15 protein-coding genes are annotated in these 17,578 nt (G+C 45.0%); 2 read left to right on the plus strand and 13 right to left on the minus strand.

The features are described from left to right. The first annotated feature begins 144 nt into the window (after positions 1 to 144). Complete coding sequence (locus ACH19P_RS10540; RefSeq protein ID WP_462158509.1) at positions 145 to 1,038, plus strand: patatin-like phospholipase family protein; 894 nt, start codon at positions 145 to 147, stop codon at positions 1,036 to 1,038. A gap of 37 nt (positions 1,039 to 1,075) precedes the next feature. Here ACH19P_RS10540 and ACH19P_RS10545 read toward each other — a convergent pair whose 3' ends face one another. The 13 genes from ACH19P_RS10545 to glk form a co-directional block, all read right to left on the minus strand. Then, positions 1,076 to 3,490 carry an HD domain-containing phosphohydrolase gene (locus ACH19P_RS10545; RefSeq protein WP_462158510.1) on the minus strand — a complete coding sequence of 805 codons (2,415 nt, stop codon included), beginning with the start codon at positions 3,488 to 3,490 and terminating at the stop codon, positions 1,076 to 1,078. 236 nt (positions 3,491 to 3,726) lie between these two features. Then, a complete protein-coding gene (locus tag ACH19P_RS10550) occupies positions 3,727 to 4,086 on the minus strand; it encodes a group I truncated hemoglobin (RefSeq protein ID WP_462158511.1) in 360 nt (119 codons plus the stop codon). A gap of 162 nt (positions 4,087 to 4,248) precedes the next feature. Then, positions 4,249 to 4,944 (minus strand): aspartate/glutamate racemase family protein, encoded by a 696-nt coding sequence (locus tag ACH19P_RS10555; RefSeq protein WP_462158512.1) that lies wholly within the window; start codon positions 4,942 to 4,944, stop codon positions 4,249 to 4,251. A gap of 79 nt (positions 4,945 to 5,023) precedes the next feature. Then, positions 5,024 to 5,695 (minus strand): signal peptidase I, encoded by a 672-nt coding sequence (gene lepB / locus ACH19P_RS10560; RefSeq protein WP_462158513.1) that lies wholly within the window; start codon positions 5,693 to 5,695, stop codon positions 5,024 to 5,026. A 71-nt stretch (positions 5,696 to 5,766) separates the two neighbouring features. Further along, the gene (gene arsJ / locus ACH19P_RS10565) at positions 5,767 to 6,960 is read right to left on the minus strand and encodes an organoarsenical effux MFS transporter ArsJ (protein ID WP_462158514.1); all 1,194 of its coding nucleotides are present in this window, start codon (positions 6,958 to 6,960) and stop codon (positions 5,767 to 5,769) included. 9 nt (positions 6,961 to 6,969) lie between these two features. Next, positions 6,970 to 7,974 carry an ArsJ-associated glyceraldehyde-3-phosphate dehydrogenase gene (locus ACH19P_RS10570; RefSeq protein WP_462158515.1) on the minus strand — a complete coding sequence of 335 codons (1,005 nt, stop codon included), beginning with the start codon at positions 7,972 to 7,974 and terminating at the stop codon, positions 6,970 to 6,972. 11 nt (positions 7,975 to 7,985) lie between these two features. After that, positions 7,986 to 8,324 (minus strand): ArsR/SmtB family transcription factor, encoded by a 339-nt coding sequence (locus ACH19P_RS10575; protein ID WP_462158516.1) that lies wholly within the window; start codon positions 8,322 to 8,324, stop codon positions 7,986 to 7,988. A 72-nt stretch (positions 8,325 to 8,396) separates the two neighbouring features. Continuing rightward, positions 8,397 to 10,181, minus strand: a complete 1,785-nt coding sequence (locus tag ACH19P_RS10580; RefSeq protein WP_462158517.1) for a sensor histidine kinase — start codon at positions 10,179 to 10,181, stop codon at positions 8,397 to 8,399. 121 nt (positions 10,182 to 10,302) lie between these two features. Further along, a complete protein-coding gene (gap, locus tag ACH19P_RS10585; RefSeq protein ID WP_462158518.1) occupies positions 10,303 to 11,307 on the minus strand; it encodes a type I glyceraldehyde-3-phosphate dehydrogenase in 1,005 nt (334 codons plus the stop codon). A gap of 18 nt (positions 11,308 to 11,325) precedes the next feature. Beyond that, a complete protein-coding gene (gene eda / locus ACH19P_RS10590; RefSeq protein ID WP_462158519.1) occupies positions 11,326 to 11,946 on the minus strand; it encodes a bifunctional 4-hydroxy-2-oxoglutarate aldolase/2-dehydro-3-deoxy-phosphogluconate aldolase in 621 nt (206 codons plus the stop codon). A 26-nt stretch (positions 11,947 to 11,972) separates the two neighbouring features. Then, positions 11,973 to 13,832, minus strand: a complete 1,860-nt coding sequence (gene edd / locus ACH19P_RS10595; RefSeq protein ID WP_462158520.1) for a phosphogluconate dehydratase — start codon at positions 13,830 to 13,832, stop codon at positions 11,973 to 11,975. Between the two features lie 297 nt (positions 13,833 to 14,129). Further along, positions 14,130 to 15,167, minus strand: coding sequence for a LacI family DNA-binding transcriptional regulator (locus tag ACH19P_RS10600; protein WP_462158521.1), 1,038 nt, complete (start codon positions 15,165 to 15,167; stop codon positions 14,130 to 14,132). 17 nt (positions 15,168 to 15,184) lie between these two features. Then, positions 15,185 to 16,195 carry a glucokinase gene (gene glk / locus ACH19P_RS10605; RefSeq protein WP_462158522.1) on the minus strand — a complete coding sequence of 337 codons (1,011 nt, stop codon included), beginning with the start codon at positions 16,193 to 16,195 and terminating at the stop codon, positions 15,185 to 15,187. 348 nt (positions 16,196 to 16,543) lie between these two features. Here glk and ACH19P_RS10610 point away from each other — a divergent pair, with 348 nt between their 5' ends. Then, positions 16,544 to 17,569: a LacI family DNA-binding transcriptional regulator gene (locus ACH19P_RS10610; RefSeq protein ID WP_462158523.1), complete on the plus strand. Its 1,026-nt coding sequence runs from the start codon at positions 16,544 to 16,546 to the stop codon at positions 17,567 to 17,569. Positions 17,570 to 17,578 lie beyond the last annotated feature (9 nt).

Genomic DNA, 17,578 nt, shown 5'->3' on the forward strand with positions numbered 1-17,578 from the left:
TACCAGTCCCCATTGTTAATAGTATTGAGGTGCTGGTTTGATTCGCCATATATGGTTTAAGACTCGATTAGAACCTCTTGATTTAGCGTCTATTCACTTGCGCTATGTCACTCTTCATTACAACAATATTGAGAAGAGGTATACATGGAACGACTCGAAAACTCTGCGCTAATTGCTGAAGGTGGTGGTCAAAAAGGGATCTTTACCGCAGGGGTATTAGATGCTTTCCTAGCACAAAAATTTACCCCATTTAATCTCAAGGTTGGAGTCTCCGCTGGCGCTCAAAATCTTGCAGCATATTGTGCTCGCGCTCAGCAATACGCGCAAACTGCTATTTCAGAATTAACTACAGAACAACAATTTTTTCGCCCTGCGCGATTTTTTACGGGCGGTAACGTCATCGATCTTGACTGGTATTTCCACCAAGTTGAACACAATGGTAAGGTTCGCTTTCCTACGGAGCCTAGATTGTTAACGCCCGATACCAACTTTTTTGCTGTCGCAAGCCATTATGATTCATTTGAAGCTCGTTACCTTCATACTTGGCACGATAATATGTTTACGCATTTAAAAGCCTCAAGCGCCATCCCATTTCTCTATAAGCCGGGTGTTGATATTGATGGAGATGGTATGATGGATGGTGGCGTCGCAGACCCAATTCCAGTGAAATGGGCGCATCAACGAGGTGCAAACACTATTTGGGTAATTCGCACTGCGCCACAAGACGATGATGGAAAAATGCCGGTTCTTGAGCGATTAAAGCCTATCATGAACCGCATAAATCAGTCGCCGCGGATGTTTAGTATGTATCATCACTATCAAGAGCGTTACGCTGACGCGTTGGCGTTTATGAACACGCCACCTGAGGGGGTTAACATCATTCAAATTGCCCCTAATAGACCCTTGGAGTCCATGGTGCTGGGCTCTACTGCACAAAACTTAAATCAGGATTATGAGCTTGGTTATCAACTCGGCACCCGCGCAGTTGAGCGGTGGCGCAAAGAGCACTCTCAATGCAACACAGCCACATTAAATTAAGAAGACACAGCGCCCTCAGTTAGGGCGCTTTTACGTTTTATTGCAACCCTGCCAACAACTGCTCTTCATCGACTTCATCCCATTGATTGGGCGCGAGAAATTCTTGTGCGTACTGTTGATACACACCTTCACGAATGAAAAGTTTGAATAAATCTTTATCTAGATGTTTATCGAGCACCATGAAACGCATTATTTTCAAAGACTCTGACAAGGTTTTGGCGCTTTTATAAGGTCTATCTGAAGCAGTTAGCGCTTCAAACACATCCGCCAATGCCATGATGCGCGCAGGCATCGATAATTGAGATTCATCTAGCCCGCGAGGATAGCCAGTTCCATCAAGTTTTTCATGATGTGCGCCAGCGTATTCTGGAACACGCGACAATTCTTGGGGCAGCGGTAATGTCTCTAGCATTTTTATGGTTGAAGATATGTGCTCTTGAATGATGTATCTGTCTTCTGCGGTCAGCGTGCCTCTGCCAATGGATAAGTTATAAATCTCGCCGAGATTTTGCTCCACCTCGGGGGCTACCATGGTAAAACCGTACCCTTCAAATCGGTTAGTGCTATTTTCTCGCAAACGAACATGCTCAGCCTTGTCTGCTAGCACATACTCCATTCGCGGACTATTAGAATCAGCGGACATACCCACATTCCCAAGCTTTTGATGCTCCATAGGTGAAAGGCCAAGCTTGTCATCGAGATAACGTATCCACGTTTGCTCTGCAATTGACTTTAACCGCGCCAAATGCGTGTCTGACATAAATTCGCCGCCTACATTGCACGCCGCCACGAAGGCGAAATCATCTCGAATTTGAGCATGCTCTTGCGTTAACATTTGCTGTAATTCTTGCTGTTTATGAGGCGCATCCAAACACCCTTGCAAGCAGCGAATCTCTGCATCACGCCACAATACTTCGAAGCGCATACGTATCTCATGGATACGATTGTAAATTGCTTCTAACTTGGTGCCTTTATCAACAATATGCTCTGGCGTGGTAATTTTGCCACAATCGTGTAACCACGCCGCTATTTTAAACTCACGCCACTGCTCTTCATTATTGAAGTTGATGCTACGGAAAATTGGGTCTTTACTGGCTTGAGCAGACTCGGCCAAGGCTATGGCGATTTTTGGCACACGCTCACAATGCCCACCCGTGTACGGCGATTTATCATCAATTGCCTGCGCAATAAGTTTGATAAAGGCGTCCAATAAATCCTTTTGCGATTTCTGATACTCGCAGATAGATGCTGACATATCTACGAGTGACGCCGATAAATCATTTATTTCAACGATACGACTCTTAATATGTTTAACAGATTGATATTGACGATTTTGTACCCGATTGTTCTGCTTCGCCAACTCGCGAATGGGGTTGACGATTAAACGCCCTCCCATCAGTACAATAGGCAACATAAAAAATGCAACCAATGTGCTTGCAAGTACCGCGACGGTAAATCGTTTAGTATAAGGTGCTAATACTTCGGAGTGAGAAACGGCTAAGCCAATATATTCATTACTGTTACTGCTGGCAGTCATGTTAAGTGGCTCGATATAAGCAAAGAATTCTTGCCCGTCAATGCTGATTTCAAGCAGTGATTGAAACTTACTCGGGTCATTCGCTAAATCAACCAACACTTGATGTGGATGCATGCGTCGGTGATCCTTCCCTCCACTTTGCGCTAACAATAGTCCTTTGCTGTTAAAAATTATTGCTCGCGACGTTAACGGATAATGTGTATTCGCTAATAGCTTATCCAATGACGACAGCAACATACTTGCCCCTACTACAACATCATCATCTAGCCCTAATGTAAAACTGAATCCAGTCAACTTTACCATAGCTAACTCATAGGGCGGTGACGAAGTAACCTCATCTCGCTTTGAGGCGTTGAACCATGGCCTTGTTATGACGTCAAAACCAGTGCCGTTAACTTGAGAGCGCGTAATATTCAATGCACTATCCAAATAATCTCTCTTTTGAATACGACCTCCGTCGTGCACTGTGACGTAATTGACCACCCAACGTTCATCAGGTTTGGCCTGCCATGCCTCTCGCACCCCATCAGTGGCATCTAGATTAGACACTTCGATATAAGCGCCATCACGATGGCCTGCAAACAAAGAGAAGATATGATCGCCTTTTTTCATGCGTTCGGTGAAGTGCGATACGACAACATCGTGCGGTTGGTCATTGATAGCACTGGTGATTGTGGTGTCGTACTTTAAGCTTTTGACCAAGCTGGTACCCATTCGCTCCAAATGTTCGATTTTTTCTTTGCTGCGATGGGCTATATGAATGAATTGATCGTTTGCCGCTTGGCGGGCGTGTTTTACATCAAAATAATAACCCGTTGCGATAGTTGTGAACGCCACAAACAGAACGACAAAAATGAACAAAGAAACGATGGTAAAACGTATGCTAAATCGTTCTGGCACTAGGTTGGATTGCATCCCTTGAAGTCCCTCTTTTCCACTTTATTGTTAGCAAGACTATTATCTGGCTCATTTAAAGTATGCCAATTAACCTACATCAATCTAAAACACAGCGATGAGTTGATTGATGTTTTCCCTGGTACTGAACGAACTGCAACACCACTTCTCGCATCAGTATCACGACTACTAACTTACCAGTATTCATATCGGAACATCAACTTTGTTTAATACCGAGTTTGAACCAAGAAAGAAAGTTAAACACCCACTACTTCTGGTCGCAAATTATAGAAAATATAAAGCACTTCTGCCTTTTCTGCGTCACCTATCCCATTATTGCTTAGCGCTTGCATAACATCATCTACAGCCGCCATGTATTCATTGTCCGCGATGTTCATACTTTGATGCGCACTGCGCATATCAGGGCCGGTGTATAATTGCGGCCCGCCGCTGCCAGCTATAAAAAAGGTGGCAACCGATTCTTTCAAAGCAGCCACATCGCTTTGAGCAAAGCGCGCACTGATAACTGGGTTTTTTCTGTGTAGTTCAACTACATCATCTGCAATATTGCGAATGCCCTGCTCACCACCTAGGCGTTCAAATAAACTGGAGCCCATAGGAATACCCCCCTTCGCTGTTCGTTCATTAAGAATAGACCAAATATGCTGGTACGCAGGATATAGCAAATATGATAAGTGACGGGGCTCAGCGTGTTGTTGAGCCTTATGACAATACAAAGTTGGTTGGGGCAAACGAGTCGTTAAATTCAGTTGGGAGTATCAAATGGCCAAAGCGAAATCAACCGCAGCTTGCGCGTGAATGTAGGTGGTATCGAACAGTTTCACATCCGTATCTGCTTGTTGCACCAATAGACCAATTTCTGTGCAACCTAGAATAATGCCTTGCGCACCATCAAACATCAGGTCATTGATAATACGCAGATAAGCCGCTTTTGAATCTGGGTGAACATGACCATGACATAACTGGGTATATATGACTTCGTGTACGAATTGACGATGAGCTGGATCTGGAATGAGTACATTAATACCATGCTTGTCGATAAGACGCTGACGATAAAAATCCTGCTCCATTGTAAACGCAGTGCCTAACAACCCCACTGTATCAATCTCTTGCTTTTTGAGCTCTTGGGCAAGTGCATCGGCAATATGAATAAATGGGATATTCAGTTGGGCTTGAACTTGTGCAGCGACTTTGTGCATTGTGTTAGTGGCTAAGATGATGCAGTCTGCCCCAGCGCGCTCCAAACTTTGGCCTGCTTCAGCAAGTTGTTGACCTAGTAATTCCCATTGGTTGTCATGCTGGAGCCGCTCTATGGGAGCAAAGTCGACGCTATAAAGCAGCATTTGTGCACTGTGTAACCCCCCCAGTTTCGCATTTACCCCTTCATTGATTGCACGGTAATAAGTTTGTGTGCTCTGCCAGCTCATACCACCTATCACGCCGATTTTTTTCATGATGTTCCCTTATCTAAATAAATCAGGTCATTCGCGCTAATACAAAGCGAACAACGCTACTCAATTAATGTGTCACGAATCAATACAGGTTAAACGCGAAACGCCCTTGCTTAGGTAAATAATAATTGTCGTAATCCAGCGAAAATGCCACTCGATTCGCTTTGCCTCGCAATTCGGTGCGCGGTACCAAGCCATACACTCTCGAGTCTGCGCTATTTCTTCGGTTATCACCCATCACGAGATAATAGTCGTCCGGAATTGTTACAGAAGGTAGGTTGCCATACGCGCTCGGTCTAGATTTATCTATTCTGATGGTATGTTGTAAGTCACCCAAATGCTCAGTAACAAACGCTTCAGCGAGGGTCTCTTGTTCTACTTCGTATTTTTGCTGCTCACCATTGATAAACAACTTTTCATTGCGCATCGCGACCGTGTCACCAGGTAAGCCAATAACACGTTTGATTAATCGTTCTTCTGCGGCTGTTGACTCAAACACGACAATATCACCACGGCTAGGGTCATCAAGACGCACTAAAACAATGTCGCTAAACGGTACTCGCAGGTCGTAGGCCATTTTATTAACTGTGACCCGGTCACCTATTTCAATGGTTGGCAGCATAGAGCCCGATGGCACGGTATACCAGTCAGCAAATGAACTTCTGATAGTGACAATACTCACTATAGTTAAAATCAGTCCCCAGTTATTTTTGAGAAGTGTGTTAACGCTGTGCGCTATTTTTGGTTGTGTCATAAACCCTCCTTTAGCTTTTAAGAGCCCAAAAATTTGGAAAAGTTTACGTTTAAATGTAACCAGTTATGTGTTCATTCACGCAAACCGCGAGAAACCCACCACGTCGCTATTTGCATACACAATGCACACATCAAACATGCGAGGATCCCACTTTGCTGATATAGCCAACCTGAGAGCATTGTGCCTATCAGTCGCCCACTCGCATTGGCCATATAATAGAAGCCCACGTCCATAGAGACACTCTCTCTGTGTGCTAATTTGACGACGAGGTAACTGTGTAAAGACGAGTTAACTGCGAATACAGCCCCAAACATTAATAAGCCAACAACCAAAATGACAGTCTGTTTTGGCACTGAAGTACCCAATGTCCAAAACACTGTGATCAAGATGGCCGTGGTAATTGCTAATAGCGCACTTAGACGAACGGCATGGTTAAATACGTTGTCATTTTTTAATCCTAAACGCGGCGCTAAACTTTGCACCACGCCGTAACCAATGATCCACACCGCCATAAAGGTGCCAACTTGCTCGTGCTGCCAACCAAGTTGAGAAATAAAAAACACAGGCAGCGCAACAACAAACCATACATCACGAGAAGCAAATAATAGTAACCTTGCCATCGACAGGCGATTTAATGCGGCACTTTTTGAGAAGACATCTTTAAACTTGGGTTTGTATTTCGCACGTCCCAAATCTTCTTGTAACAACCAAGCACTCAGTAAAAATCCTAAACCAACTAGCAATATCAATGCGACTATAGCCCCTTTGAAGGCAAACATCGTAAGCAGTGCACCGCCAAGAAAATAGCCGATTCCCTTGAGGGCGTTTTTTGAGCCAGTGAGCATCGCTATCCAAGAGTACAAGCGGCCTTGATGCTGCTCAGCAACGACCATTTTAATGGCGCTTTTTGCGCTCATCTTGTTAAGATCTTTTGCTATACCGCTAAAAGCTTGAGCCGCCATTACCCAAGCCACATTCAACATGCTTTCATCCACTAACAGCATGGACAAAGCAAGCAATTGCAACACCATCCCCAACTGCATAGTTCGATTAAGCCCTAAACGCGCGCCCAACCAACCGCCTACAAGATTGGTCACCACACCGAAAAACTCATAAAATAAGAACAGCATAGCGATGGATAACGGTGTGTATCCTAACTGATAAAAATACAGTACGACTAACATACGTAGCGCACCATCGCTCAGGGTAAATGCCCAATAGTTACCAGTAATTACGGCATACTGCTGCATTGGGGATGATGTCATTGATATTCCTTAAAGTCCCAAGGCCACTTTGCGTACAAGCTCTGCACTGCGATTTGCATAGCCCCACTCGTTGTCGTACCACAAGTACATTTTTGCTTGAGTGCCATTTACCACCATGGTGGACAGTGCATCAACGACGCTTGAACGCGGGTCTGTCCGGTAGTCAATTGAAACCAAAGGCTTTTCTTCATATCCCAAAATACCTTTTAATTCACCTTCTGCCGCTTCCTTAAACCACGCGTTGAGCTCAACTTCAGAAGTAGCTCGATTTAATTCAAAGACACAATCTGTGATTGAAGCATTCGCCAAGGGAACGCGCACAGCGTGGCCATTTAATTTACCTTTTAGCTCTGGAAAAATATGGGTAATTGCAGTGGCTGAGCCCGTTGTTGTCGGGATAAGACTCATGCCACAGGCACGCGCTCGGCGTAAGTCTTTGTGGGGGGCGTCTAGGATTGTTTGAGTATTGGTGATGTCATGGATAGTTGTCATTGAACCATGTTTAATGCCAATTTTATCCTGTAACACTTTAACAACGGGTGCTAAGCAGTTTGTGGTACACGAAGCTGCAGTCACGATATGATGCTGCTGAGCATCATAAAGCGCATCGTTCACCCCCATGACAATATTCAACACCCCCTCTTCTTTAACCGGTGCGGTGACAACAACTTTTTTTACACCCTGCACCAAATATTGTTCCAGCAATGAACGTTGCTTCATCACCCCTGACGCTTCAATGACGATATCGCATGCTGACCAGTCCGTATCATTGATCTCTTTGTTTTGAGTACATCGAATGGCTTTACCATTTATCGTCATGTCTTGTTCATTTGTGCTTGGTACGTGGTGCCAACGACCGTGTACTGAATCAAATTCCAGAAGATGAGCAAGTGTCTTTGCATCGCCTGCCGGCTCGTTTATATGCACGACTTCAAACTCTGACCAATCAAACGCTGCGCGCATAATTAAGCGCCCCATACGGCCAAAGCCATTGATACCGACTTTAATTGTCATTGTCTATCTCCTTAGTTACAGCATGACGCTTGTCGGCTTGGCCGCGCGCCCATGGCATTTAATCGAGTCAACGCCAAATCTAACAATGGTGCGTTGTACTTGAATGTGGTGGAAATAATGGTCATTTGCCACTGTGGCAATTGCTCATTAAGTGAATAAAAAACCCATTGTTTATGTTTGCGCGTGCTAAGTAAGCCATAGTCTTTTAATAAGGCTAGGTGCCTCGAGATTTTAGGTTGGCTTAAGTCAAGTGCGTTTACGAGCTCGCAGACACACAGCTCGTGCTCTTGCATGATCAATAAACATATTTGTAGGCGAGTGTCATCGCTCAACGCTTTGAAAATATCCATAATCTATATATATGGAAAAACAGATGTAAGGATATTAGCGATCAATAAGTATATATGCAATTACATATATACTTATTTGAGCTTACTTGGCATGAAAGTAATGTGTACGCTTAAGCCACGCGGACGTAAATTCTGCAGTGTAACTTGTCCTTTGAGGGTCGTTCTTACGAGATTATAAACAATGGCAAGCCCTATACCTGTTCCCCCTTCGTTACGCTTGGTCGTTATGAATGGCTCGAATGCTTTCGCTTTTAGCGCGTCATACATGCCTGGTCCATTATCATCAATATAAAGATGTACCACGCCATTCTCAGCGGTGACGCGAATTACCACTTCCAAACGATTGTCTTCTTTAGAGGCATGCAGTAAGCAATTTCTAACACAGCAAGTAATAATCTGGGTGAAGGCACTAACGGATGATGTCATACTAAGTTGCTCATCCGCATCAACAATAAATGAGGCTTGAGCAGCCTCGACTTCACTTTGTAAACTGGCCAATACATTTTCGATAGTCGATTTGACCGCGAAGTTCACTTCAAGATTACTGTCATTGTGCGCTGACATCAGTTTGAACGTGTCAATGAGTTGCGCACTTCGATAAAGGTTATTTTCCAATAACGCCAATGAGCGTTCAGCATTTTTTATCAAGTTAGTCAGGGTATGTTTCTTTAATTGACCCGACTGAAAATCCGATTTGAGTAGTAAAAACTGGTCTTTGAGTACCGATTGGCTGGTAATAGCAACGCCAATCGGCGTATTGAGTTCGTGAGCAAATCCGCTCACCATACTTCCCAAACTTGCCATTTTTGCTTCTTCAATCAACTTGTCTTGGGCTTCGCCTAAGCGCTGCAGCAAGTCCTCGATAAAAGCAAATAGCTGGTCAATATCACGCCCCAGTAAGGCAATTTCATCTTTTCCGTGCAAAGCTGTTCGAAATGAAAAATCTTCCTCATTCATAACTCGCGCAATTTGCTCATGTAATTTTGCCAACGAATGCGAAACGCGCGCGCTCAAAATGTGCAAAAACACGAGCAGGAGTATCGCTATTATGGCAACCAACGTCAACACGCCAGCGTTGGCCATCAACGCATCGTTAATCCGATTTTGGGTATAACCCAAGGCAAGCTTTTGCGACGCTCTTTCAGTTTTCAATTCTTGCAGCGTCATTTGCAGCCTTAACCCCTCATCTTGGTGAACTCCCAAAAAGTTGTAGGCCGCCACAACATCGGCAAACAGTTGACCATATTGTTGGGTCAAGCCTAACTGCTCTTGGTCATCTGATTCTTGTAGGTGGGCGATGATGTTATCGTAATGGCTGCGATGTAAGTCTAAGTATTGATCATCAAAGCGCAGCAAAAAGTCTTTCTCACGACGGCGCATTTCAAGGATCTGCGTGTTGAGGTAGGTATCTTCTTCTCTATTGGCAATGGATTGAAGCTTGTGTATTTGCTTTCTAAACTCCCCACTAAGCCCTTGGTTTTCATTAAGGCCTAAACGGCGCAACAAGGCCATTAACTCATTCAGTTGATCAATATAGGCTTGAACACTGCTCGTCACCTCTTCAACTAACAGTTTTTCAGTGTCATTAACAGCGTCTTGGCTGAGCATAATCTGATGTTGCCAATAATAGGCAATATGCTCTTCGAGTGATTTAAGTGAGGTTACATCTTGATTCAGTAAGAATTCGTTTTTAGCGATACGTAAATAATCGATCGCACGTTGGTGATCATGCAGTTGCGCCTGCATTTTGGTCACACTCCCTAGGCTCACATAAACATAAGAAGTTGCGGCAATAAGGCTTGTGACGATGACGACAGATGTTCCAGTTATCCAGTAAACAAAACGGCGTAATTTCAATGTGCTAGCATCATATTTTAATTATATCTAAAGCATAGCTAGAATTAGGAACAACGCAAAAACTTAGATGTATAAAATAAAAAAAGCCGCATAAGCGGCTTTTGATTTAACAACAATGGAATTATAAGAACTTAGCTAAGTTCTTAACTTGGTCTAGCATACGGTTTGAGAAACCCCACTCGTTATCATACCAAGCCATCACTTTAACCAGCTTACCATCAACTTTTGTTTGAGTAGAATCAAATACTGACGATGCTGGATTATGATTAAAGTCGATAGAAACAAGCGGTAACTCGTTGTATGCCAATACTTCTGACATCGCGCCTTGCGCAGCAGCTTTAACCACTTCATTGACTTCCTGAGCCGTGGTGTCGCGCTTAGCGATAAAGGTTAAGTCAACGAGCGATACATTAATAGTCGGCACTCGAACAGCCATACCATCAAGCTTACCTGCTAGCTCAGGTAGCACGAGACCTACTGCTTTAGCGGCACCGGTTTTTGTTGGGATCATAGACTGCGTTGCACTACGAGCACGATACAAATCTGGGTGATAAACGTCAGATAAGTTTTGGTCGTTCGTGTACGCGTGAATTGTCGTCATGCTACCCTGTTCGATACCAATAGCATCATTCAACGCCTTAGCAACCGGCGCTAAACAGTTAGTTGTACATGATGCGTTTGAAATAATGGTGCTTTGCGCATTAAGTACATCGTCGTTAACGCCGTGTACAACGGTTGCATCCATGTCTGTGCCAGGTGCAGAGACAATGACTTTCTTCGCGCCAGCTTCAATGTGCTTTGCTGCCGCTTCTCGTGAAGTGAATAAACCTGTACATTCCAGCACGATATCGACGTTTAATTCAGCCCAAGGCAAGTTCGCCGGGTCACGCTCTTGAACGAGTTTAATTTCGTCGTTGCCGACAACCATGACGTCATCTTGCAAGCTCACTTTTTGTGAAAATTGACCGTGTACCGAGTCGAATTGTGTAAGATGGGCATTCACATTTGCCGGCGCTAAGTCATTGATAGCAACGATTTGGATGTCGGCATTTTGACCAGATTCATATAACGCACGTAATGTATTGCGACCAATACGACCATACCCATTAATAGCTACTTTAATCATTTTAACTGTCCCCTATCACTATTTAAGTTGGCTGGCTTGACGTGCGAGTTGCTCAATAGCTTGCCAGTCCTGTTTTTCAATTAATGTTTTATCAAGCATCCACGTACCACCCACACAAACGACGTTGTCTAGAGATAGGTATTGAGGTGCTGTTTCTAAACTGATGCCACCTGTTGGGCAAAACTTAACCCCTGGAAGTGGACCACCAATCGATTTCAACATCGCTGGACCACCCGCTGCTGCCGCTGGGAAAAACTTCAAAAAAGAGAAGCCACGCTCCGCGAGCCTCATTACTTCGCTTGGCGTGGCCGCTCCGGGCAAGAAAGGGGTATCGCTTTGGCTTGCCAAAGCGAGTAATTCGTCATTAACACCAGGGCTCACCATAAAATCTGCGCCAGCGTCGATTGACGCTTCAAATGTGACCTTGTCGATTACCGTACCTGTGCCCACATACGCTTCTGGCACAGCTTGCTTCATGACCTTTACCGCCTCTGCAGCGATTGGCGTACGAAGGGTGATTTCTAATGCGCGTAATCCGCCGTTAAACAAAGCCTTAGCTAATGGCTCTGCATCTTCCAATCGGTCAATGACAACGACAGGAACAACAGGTGCTGATGTTAAAATTTGTTCAATAGACATGGTGTTATCCTCATTCCCAGCGCATTTTATTGTTCGTAGGCTGGCGCAAATGCGCTAGCACCTAAATCAGCACTGCTTACTATGTTTCTAAATCCAGCAAACAACTCTCGACCTGTGCCGAATGTCGCGCCTGTATGGACGATTTCAATTTCACGCTGCGCAAGCTCTTCATCGCTTACATGCAGCTTTAATACACCTTTTGGTGCATCCAATGTGATCAGGTTGCCATCTTTGATCTTGGCGATAATGCCGCCTTCCACTGCTTCTGGTGCCAAATGGATTGCTGCAGGTACCTTGCCTGATGCACCCGACATACGACCATCAGTAACGATCGCTACCTTGTAGCCTTGATCCTGAAGGGTTGCCATCACAGGGGTTAGCTTGTGAAGCTCAGGCATGCCTTTGGCTTTTGGCCCCTGCTCTTTAATTACGGCAATAAAATCTTGGTTCAATTCGCCTCGACCAAACGCAGCTTGCAAGCTTGCTTGGTCTGAGAATACTTTCGCCGGCGCACTGACAACTTGATGCTGCTCTTGCACAGCGGAAACTTTAATAACAGCCTTACCTAGGTTGCCGCTCAGTAGTTGCAAACCACCACTGCGGTTAAATGGGTTATCCGCAGGACGCAGTACTTCTTCATCGTGTGATGTTTCAGCGCAAGCGACCCACTTCACTTTACTTGGGCCAGTGCTATCTGAAACGATCAGATTCACGTCTTTGTCTAGACGAGGCTCTGTGGTGTAAGGTTCAAGGCCTTCGCCGAGAATGGTTTTCACGTCAGCGTGCAACAACCCTTTTTCAATAAGTTGCTTCATTAAGAAACCCATACCACCGGCAGCTTGGAAGTGATTGACGTCAGCAGAGCCATTTGGATAGATGCGAGTCAACAGTGGCACCACTTCAGACAAATCAGACATGTCTTTCCACGTAAGCTCTACACCCGCGGCTTTTGCCATCGCTACAAGGTGGATCGCATGGTTTGTTGAACCACCCGTTGCAAGAAGGCCAATCAAACCATTAATAATGGTTTTTTCACTGACTACTTCACACATCGGCACTGCGTTTTTAGTATCGATTAGCTGTTTCAGCATATTTTCAACAGCCTGCGCAGTTAGACCATCACGTAGTTCTGTATAAGGATTTACAAATGAGCTACCTGGCAGATGTAGCCCCATAATTTCCATCAACATTTGGTTTGAGTTTGCTGTGCCGTAGAAGGTGCAGGTACCGGCGCTGTGGTATGATTCACTTTCCGCCTTTAATAGCTCTTCACGGCTAACCAAACCTTGAGCAAACTTTTGACGCACACGTGCTTTTTCTTTGTTCGGAATACCAGAAGGCATTGGGCCGGCTGGTAAGAAGTAAACGGGTAGGTGACCAAATGATAACGCGCCAATCACAAGACCTGGGACGATTTTGTCGCATACACCCAAGCAAAACACGCCATCGAAAACGTCGTGTGACAACGCAATTGCTGTCGACATTGCGATAACATCGCGAGAAAACAAAGACAAATCCATGCCATCACGACCTTGTGTAACACCGTCACACATTGCCGGTACACCGCCTGCTACTTGAGCGGTGGCATCGAATTTCTTGGCAATTTGTTTAATTAAATCTGGGTATTCTTTGTAAGGCACATGCGCTGAAAGCATGTCATTGTATGAATTGATGATGGCTAGGTTTGGTTTTTCGTCGCCACTTAGGCGCGCTTTATCATCACTGCTACACGCTGCCATAACGTGTGCTAGGTTGCCGCATCCGATCCCTGCGCGAACACGCTCTTGTGACTTCGCTTCTTCCATGCGTGCCAGATAAGCTTGGCGGCTCGCTTTACTGCGTTCTATAACTCGTTCGGTCACTTCTTTAATACGCGGATGCAACATAATTCTGCTCTTTTCTTGCCATTAGGGGATAAAAGGCTCAGCACTTCAGTACAGACTCCGGCGTACTGAAGTACCGAGCAGCTTTGATTTACCCGTTCAAAGGTACGCTGCCAACTTGTCTCTCACAACCAAGCTGACACCGGTGTCAAGGCTATTTACTCACACCTCTGACACCGGTGTCAAGCCTTGTATTAAATTTAGCTTAAAAAATTTATGTTGCGAGTTATTTACCGAATAAAAACAAAAAACCAACACCTAGGTGTTGGTTTTTAATTCCGTGCAATTGGGATGTTTAGATTAGTTTTTGGGCGCTGCTGTAGATTCTCGACATATAAGTTCAGCTTCTAAAGTAATCTGAAGGGGCCCAGTCTCTTGTTCATTTTCCTCGGCATCCGACGTGTTGATTTGTTCGATTAAATGGCTCACTGCCAAGCGCGTCATTTCTTCAACAGGTTGTGCAATGGTGGTTAAGCCTGGCCAAATATGGCGTGCGATAGGCGCATTATCAAAACCAGCAATGGAAATATCATCAGGAACCTTTAAATCCATTTGCGTTGCTGCTTTTAAAACTGCTGCTGCCATGTAGTCGTTAGACGCAAATACAGCAGTCGGTCTAGGTTCTAAATGGAGGATTGTTTGTGCACTGTCAGCGCCAGAGTGATAAGAGAAGTTACCCTCTTCCACCAAACGTTCTTGATAGGCAATATGGTGTTGTTCTAATGCGCGACGATAACCATTAAAGCGTTGTTCGGTTGCACTGTGATCTGGGTGACCTTTGATGAAAGCAATGTCTTTGTGACCCAGCTCAATAAGTAACTCAGTAATTTCATATGCGCCCTGCTCGTCGTTACTACGCACCGAGATTGACTCATCGTCCAATTTCACAGACGCTACGCGGGCAAACGGCACATTTTTTCTGCGCAAAAATGCGACGAGATCGGCATGGTCTGAAAACGGTGGTGTTAGCACTAGGCCGTCCAGACGAGACGTTTGCAATAGTTGCTCAATATTCTCAAGTAACGCTTCGCCGCGCAGTTCACAAGGGTGAATCAATAAGTTGAAACCGTGCTCGTGACACGCTGCTAAAGCACCGCTTTGCAAACGCGTGATATAGCTCTTTGAAGGGTTGTCGTACAAACAGGCAATGATGAAACTGCGATTACGCGCCAAACCACGTGCAATAGGATTGGGTGTGTAATCAAGTTCTTTAAACGCCTTGAGTACTTTTTCTCGGGTTGTATCACTGACATTCGGCTCATTATTTAGCACACGTGATACTGTCTTTTTCGACACACCAGCATAAGCAGCAACACTGTTTATAGTTATCTTTTTCATGTTTAGCTGGTCTTTCCTCAATTCTGCCCTTGATGGATACAAGCAGCAGCACCAATAAAGGGTATGTGTTCTTGTCGCACTAAGGTGACAGGGATCTGATTGTTATACTGCGACATGACGCCTTTGGCAATAAATCGTTCAGTAAATCGGCTATTTAGCAAACGTTCCTGCATACGCGGTAAAATACCACCGCCGATGTACACGCCGCCAAGCGCACCAAAGCTGAGTGCGATATCGCCCGCCACACTGCCAAGCCAATCACAGAAGTGATTTAACGTTTGTTCAGCAATAATGCACTGATTATTTTGTGCAAGCTCAGCGATTTGCGCCGCATCAATATCGTTTACGACCTTGCCTTGCACCTTGGCCATGGCACGATATAAACGCGCAATGCCTGGACCCGCAAAGACATTTTCAACAGAAACGTGCTGCAATTCATCACGCAATACTGCGTGTAATTGACGGTCTAATTCAGTCACAGGCGCTAGACTGATATGGCCGGCTTCGCAGCTCATTACGGCTTGATTACCTTGCGAACGAACTAAACATGCCGCGCCAAAGCCCGTTCCTGGACCAAACACCGCGATATTGGCGTTAGCTTGTGCAATGCCCTGCTTGACACAGACATTGTCTTTTTCATTGAGATAAGGGGCGGCGTAGGCAAATGCCGCAAAGTCATTAATGACTTGTAAGTTTTCAAAACCGAAACGTTGCTTCAGTGCAGTGACATTGAACTGCCAACCTAAGTTAGTCAGCATCACTTCTTCACCTTTTACCGGACCTGCAACTGCAAGGCACGCTCGGAGAATTTGAGGAGAATTGATATGAGCTAAATACGCGTCGACTGCATCTTCGAAAGATCGAAAGTCACAGCTTGGAAAGGTGTGCTGATGGTCAATAACGAATGCGTTGTCGTTATCGTTGTAGTCGGTAATTAGCGCAAAGCGCGCGTTCGTGCCGCCAATATCAGCGACTAAGATAGGTGAAAAAGCCACCTTGTTACCTGCCTGTGTACGTGATGAGCTCATTGTCTTTTCTCTTCTTGCTTACACCTAGGTCAATATTCGAGAAAGCATTTATTCGCTTACATGCACCATTGACTTACTAGGCATAAACTTATTAAGTTTATGTTAGCAGTTATTTTTTTCGCGCTACTGAAAAAAAATGCTGCCCGGGCAGCGGGCAGCCAAACCGTTTTGTGACAACAAAATGATAAAACATCGACATTATGACACCGGTGTCAGGGTTCGATCAATAAAAATTTTCAGTTCGCCACAATTTTATTGCTTCGGATCCATTTAAAACTGCCCTATCCTCTCAAAAATAAAGGATAATGCGCTTATCGCAGAGCTTTGCTCGCAATTTTGAGGAAACATATGAAAGGTAAAGCGACCTCTTTTGACATTGCCCATTACGCAGGTGTGTCTCAGTCTACAGTGTCTCGTGCTTTGCGCGGCAGTCCACTGGTGAATGAAGAAACACGACGTAAAGTTGTCGAAGTTGCACGTAAGCTCAATTACAAAGTAGATAAAAATGCTAGCAACCTACGTGCACAACAAAGCTCTACACTTGCCGTGCTGTTGTTTGAAGACCCTACTTCTGATGAGTCGCAAATTAACCCGTTTTTCCTGTCAATGCTTGGGTCAATTACGCGCGCGTGCGCTAAATCCGGCTATGATTTGCTCGTTTCCTTTCAATCCACCAGTAATGATTGGCATGCCGACTACGCAGAAAGTCATCGTGCCGATGGTATTATCCTACTCGGTTACGGCGACTATGTTGATTATCAATCCAAGTTTGACCGATTGATTGAGAGCGATACTAAATTTGTATGTTGGGGGGCTAATGTTGAAGGCCGACCAGAATTGACCGTAAGTTGTGACAACGCAGCTGGCGGTGCTCTCGTAGCCCAACATTTAATAGAACTGGGACGCACAGATTGTGCGTTTATCGGCGACGCCTCACATCATAGCCCTGAGTTCAGTGCTCGTTTTAATGGCTTTGAAGCACGTTTGCAGCAACATGGTGCCCATGTAAGCGAACGCAAAATGGCGACGGCCATCTCAACTGAAGAGTCAGGCTACCAGGCCACCAAATCATTGCTTGCCAACAATATTAAATTTAATGCCTTGTTTGGTGCCAGCGACTTAATCGCCATCGGGGCGATTCGTGCTTTACAAGAGGCTGGGTTGCGAGTGCCACACGATGTATCCGTAGTTGGGTTTGATGACCTTGCAGTGGCACGCTTTTGCACCCCGCCATTGTCCACGGTACAGCAAAACACCACCCTAGCAGGGCAAATGCTCGTTGCTAACTTGTTGAATCTGATCGCAGACAAAGAGGTTGATGTGGCGAGCAGTGTTTTGCCACCACAATTGATTGTGCGTCAATCAAGCAAATAACTATGTTCG

This window comes from Pseudoalteromonas sp. GB56, assembly GCF_054923835.1.